This window comes from Candidatus Neomarinimicrobiota bacterium, from assembly GCA_041862535.1.
GTDB lineage: Bacteria > Fidelibacterota > Marinisomatia > SCGC-AAA003-L08 > TS1B11.
In genome coordinates this window covers 1-5,717 of sequence record JBGVTM010000096.1, presented here as the reverse complement: position 1 = coordinate 5,717, position 5,717 = coordinate 1, and the positions used below count along the sequence as shown (strand labels likewise).

The following is a 5,717-nucleotide window of genomic DNA, read 5'->3' as shown; positions in this document are numbered from 1 at the left end:
CGAGTTTTCCTATAACCGCAAGTACGGTCCATCCACCAAGCTCGCGATAGGCGTCGGCTACACCCCACGATTAAAAAGGATTCGCCTGCCGCTGTATGCCGCCTATATCGGCCATTGGATGCCGGTGACTGATTATTATGGAGAAAGTGAAGCTGAAGCCAAAAGATTCAGTCATAATCTTGCCGTTGGAATGCGTGTACTGTCCGGTGGTGTGGGTATCCATGCCGTCGTCCAGATGACCAGCCACCCTTTTCAAACGAACTACTTGTGGCCATGGGAACCGTGGGCATGGTTTAGCTGAACGATGTGGCCTTCTCCGTCAAGTTTTGACGGAACCAAATTCATCACCAGGATCAATATCGGTCTCTCCTATGCCCTGTGATTGCCCGCCTGTTTATTCCGCCAATCAAGGGTATACCCGCCACAGTGAGCCCAACGGGGATCACGCTGGTGTATACCCAGTACAACAATATGCTGCTGCTGAAGTAGGGTGAGTTGAAGTGGACTGTTTGCTCTATATACAAGATGGCATACATAATTTATTTACCAGGGGCTTCATACCGAGGTTTCTACTATGCTTTATGGGGGCATTTGAAAAGCCTCCCGCCGGTTATGACATCATTTTCATCCATGATTGGGTTGGACTACTTGAAGGAGACCGGCCATGGTGAAGCGATCAAGATGCTGCTACCGAAGTATAGGGAAGGTAATCACCATCAGGAAGACGGTTCAGAAACCGTGCCGCATCATAAAGGAGTGACTCTCATGCGAGGATCATTGTGGCTATGCGCCTTGGCTTTACTTATCGGTGGGTGCTTAACATCGACGTCCCAGAGTCCGGAACCCCTTCAGCTGCTTGATATATCCTACGGTGGATGCAACGGTGAACTCGATTTGCCAAAGATGAGTGCTCAACCAGCTGACTCGGTTTATCTGGATGAAGGTCGTGATACGCTCACGTATGAATTTGATGATGCATTGAGGATCTTTCTGGGACTGAACTACATCTGCTGTGCACCATTTGTTGCGGAAAGCGAGTTATCCGGGGATACCCTTCTTCTCGCTGTCAGGGATACATGTTCACAAGTATACCAAACCTGCTATTGCCGGTGTAACTGTTACTATACGTTCACATGGGAATTCGCAGTGGCCGAGGAAGCCGTTACGAACCTGCGGGTTGAACTGTATGACCCCCGGGTTGGTACGGTGGCTACTCTGTTCCAGGGGAAGCTTGATTATCACTAACCACTACGCGGTTCATTACTGCATGTGCGAGTGGATTCCGGTGGTATGTCGAAGGATTGTCGAAGCATGCTGCTGCTGAAAGGGAGCAGCTGCGCATTCAGCGCCGTCTTATCGGGTGAGGGCCGGATAGGTAACCATTGCAGCCTTCAATAGACTACCGGACAGCTACCACTACAGGTATTTCTTGGTACCTTGGCACCTACCCTTCCAGTGGTTTAAAAGCTATATTATTAAAACTTATCGTGTTGAAATCCGTTTGATTGTACGTTAAATTTTTTCCGACAAAGCATTTAACATTTTTAGCTTCGGGACTGATCAACTTTTGTTTGGGGGGTGGAATGACGCGTCTCAGGAAGCTCGGCCTTTACTTGCTCTTTCTATCCGGTTTAGGCCTTCTCACTGTCAAAGCGGTTCTGTTGGGCATTCTGACATGGACTGAAAGCACATTTGAAGACTTTGCGGACGGGACAACTGAAAATGTGATCGTCTCACCTCTCAGCGGGGGTGTGGTACATCTGCCCCATCCAATGGTCAAAGTAACCGAAGATTATCGTGATGACTCCAGCTACCGATTCCTGGCATATGACTCCAGCGGGAATTTTATTCGCACCTGGTTGAGTGGTGGCAACGTGTTTGTATGCAAATATGCCCCGGATGGGAGTTCGACCAGTGAAACGGTACAGGCAAACGAGAGTGCCGGAAGTGCTACTGAGGGCTGTCGAGGAGCGCTCAGAAATGATGGATCGCTTATTGTAATCTGGTTCGCCGATAGCTATAGTGCGGAGGACGATCGTCTCGCTTACCAGGTCTTTGATCCAGACTTGATGAGGGTTGGGACAAATGCCTACATAGACACGTTCACGAACACTGGTCATGGGATGCCAGGGGTTTTCGCTAATAATGCCGATGGCAGTTACTGGATATTACATGGCGTAGGTGGTTGGGGAGGAATGAAGATCTACGTCCAGCGGGTTAGTTTGACGGGAACACTCGTTGGTGCCGTCTTCAGGTTGAATACGAGTGATTACACAGTATACGAGCATCGTCCACGGGCGGCGGTGAGTGAGAGCGACGACTTTGTGGTTACCTGGGAAGCAGGTAATGAGCCCGTAAGCAATTATTTTGACGTCTATTGCAGACGTTTTCGTAGCGATGGCCAGCCTCTCGGAGCACCGGTTAAGGTTAATGATGATGTCGGCCTTGTCGAGCAGTATCAGTCTGAGGTGTGTTTTGATGACAGCCTGCATTTCCTGGTAGTCTGGGCCGATTGGAGAGATAACACCTCGGAGTATCATCCTTACGATGCAAACATTTATGGTCAGTTGAGTAGCCTCGATGGGATTAAGATTGGAAGCAATTTCAGGGTAAATACACCCCGATATGAGGATGATCGCGAGCCTGATGTCAGCTTTCGTGAAGGCCAGTTCCAGGTATCCTGGCGCTCGTGGAATAACACCGGACGCGTGTATGAAACCTATGTTAACCAGTGGAAATTCACACCCATCTATTCCGGAAATTATGTCTCTTCGGTGTTCGATGCTGGAGCTGAAGGGACGAATTACACTCGAATCTATTGGAGTGAGGTACGTCCGGAGAATACTACGCTTTCCTTCAGACTACGAAGTGCACCCAGCGTCGATCTGCTGCGGCAGGCTTCATGGTATGGCCCCCAGGATGCCATTGGGTCGTACACATTAGCGACCGGTGAGAATATCAATCCGGTCCACAATGGGGATCGATACCTTCAGTACCAGGCACGTTTACATACAAAACTGGCTGGTCTAACGCCTGCCCTTCGGTCGGTGTCGATCACTTTTATGCCCCTCGATTCAATACCGCCCCAGGCACCCTCGGGAGTAATCGCGGAAGCCGGCCATTCCGCCGTCAGGTTGACCTGGGACGCTAACCCTGAAGGTGACATATCCGCTTATCGCATCTACCGTGGACGGCCTTCGTTGGCGCTATTGGCCGAGGTGCCGGCAGACCAGACGGAATACCTGGATACGTCTGCAACCACGGGATTTGAGTATTACTATGCACTAACGGCCGTTGATTACAGCCATAACGAAAGCCACCAGTCTGAAATAGTCGCAGCTACGCCCTATGGCATCTATCTGTATGTGGATGCGGCGTTGCCGGCAGAAGTAGAGCCACAGTCGATGACTTATTCTACGATCCAGGCTGCCATCAACGCGGCCTTATACGGGGACACGGTGCTGGTGCTCCCGGGTACCTATAATACTTCTATTACGATGAAGGATGGCGTGTCGCTGATCGGATCGGGCCCGCAGCTGACTTATATCGTAGGACCGGTCGGTCAGGACTGGATCATTTATGCTGCCAATCATTCGCTGATCAAGGGCTTTACCATCGCTAAAGGTAATGCCGGCTTTTACCCCGGCATCTATTGCAACCAGACCTCACCGCGGATCACCGATAATATAATCACCAATTATGGTGCCACATCTATGAGCGGCCCTGGCATAAGCTGCCTCGACGCTGCGCCCCTGATCGCCAAAAACTTAATCTCCATGCATGATATGGGGATTCACTGTCACGGGTCTGCTCCGAGGATAAAAAATAATATTATCAAGTGCCAGAATGGAGTGCAGAGTGGTGGTTGGAGCCAGACTCAGCTGGTGAATAATACCATTCTTGTAACCGGCGGCGACGGGGCAGGAATCATTTTCTATTGGGGGAGCGCGACTTCCAAGGCGATAAACAATATCGTATATCGGCTGGATGGACCCGCTTACAATGGTATTATAGGTGATACGGATGTCGCTATCGCGTATAATAATAGTTGGAACTTTGAAGAGAACTATCGTGACATTAGTCCCGGATTGGGGGGTATTTCGGCTGATCCGTTGTTTGTCAACATCGCCAAGGATGACTACCGGCTAAGCGCGAATTCACCCTGTATCGACGCTGGACATCCGGGAACCCAATATCTCGACGTTGACGGTTCGCAAAACGATATGGGGGCCTTTGGCGGGCCTGACCCGATCGATCCTCAGCTTATGTCGGAACTGATCAGATCCATCAGCATGTCTCAGTTTTCAGGCTTCCCTGGAGATACCGTCAGAGCGGCGGTCTCGTTGGACAACCCCGTGGGTCTGATGCAGGCCATATTCACGATTTCCTATGAAACCGCTGTGCTGTCCGCAGTTGATGTTCTGCCAACTGCTACGACAGCTGATTTTACCTTGAACTCGGATATTGCTGCACCGGGCAACATTGAAGTCATGCTGGCAGGCCCAGGTGAAATCGAGAGTGGAGAAGGCGATATAATGGAAATCATTTTCGTTGTTGACTCAACCGTGCAATCTGGTATGGCATCGGCGATAATTTTCAATTCCGTTGCGCTTTTCGATGGGGAGCAGCAGCCCGTTCGTTTGAAAGAAATCGCGGATGGCCTCTTTATAGTCAATCTGGGTAGTGAAGCAGGCAATTATATCTATGTTGATGCCCGGAGCAACGAATTTGAAGATGGATCACGTTACTATCCCTATGACACTATTCAAGAAGCGGTAGCGAGTGCTAATCTTGGTGATACCGTTGTGGTGGCCAGTGGAGTCTACACGGGACCCATTAGCATGAACGAAGGGGTGTATCTCAAGGGAGTCGGTGCTCGAGCAACCGTCATTACGTGTAGTATGGATGAAGTAGCGGTGGAATTCAATAACGTGAGTAATGGCGAGATCAGCGGATTTACCATCAGGGGTCCGGAGTTAGAACCGGCTCCCATGCCCCTGATCACGTGCCGCACTTCTTCTCCGAGGATTGTTCGGAATCGGATCGAGGCCCCTGTCCTGGCCTTTATGTATGGCGTGGAATGCGTCGATAACTCCAATCCGCTCATCGAGCATAATGCCATCGTCAACTCAGGAATTGCCATCTGGGGATCGAGCCCTGTAATCAGGAATAATTACATCGAAGGTTGCGATGGGGGAATGGCAGCCATCGAGTGTCGTGATTCTTCGGCTCCCACGATTTTAAAGAACCGGATCGTTGGTGGGTATGCCGGCGGTGCGGCCATAAGGGTTAGAGGTTCTGCCCCCACTATAGTCAGCAACCGAATCTGGTGCAGCGAGGGCCTCGGGACAGGGATATCACTTGTTGAGACCTGGGATATGATGATTTCGAACAATATTATTGAGGATCCGGGATATGATGGCATCGGCATATCGGTAAGGTACTCCTCGAATATTTCTATCATCAACAATACGATCAATACATCAGGCAAAGGAATTTTCGAAGTCGAATCAACCATAACTGTACTGAATAATATCGTAACCGGGAATTCCGGGTTTGGTATTCAACTCTCACCGACCTCAAGTCTGGACTACAACGATGTCTGGGGAAATGCTAATAATTATTATCTTACGACGGCAGGGGAGCATGATATATCGGTTGATCCGACGTTCGTGGATTCAGTGCAAGGTAATTATCGCCTGGTGGCCGGTTCACCA

At 50.1% G+C, this 5,717-nt stretch carries 3 protein-coding genes; all 3 read left to right on the top strand.

Annotated features, from left to right (window positions below):
* On the top strand, positions 1–301 hold a 301-nt coding region (locus tag ACETWG_03790), incomplete at its 5' end, for a hypothetical protein (GenBank protein ID MFB0515710.1).
* 329 nt (positions 302–630) lie between these two features.
* Positions 631–1,245: a hypothetical protein gene (locus ACETWG_03785; protein MFB0515709.1), complete on the top strand. Its 615-nt coding sequence runs from the start codon at positions 631–633 to the stop codon at positions 1,243–1,245.
* Positions 1,246–1,583: 338 nt separating this feature from the next.
* Positions 1,584–5,717 (top strand): right-handed parallel beta-helix repeat-containing protein (locus ACETWG_03780; GenBank protein MFB0515708.1); only part of this gene is annotated, 4,134 nt, incomplete at its 3' end.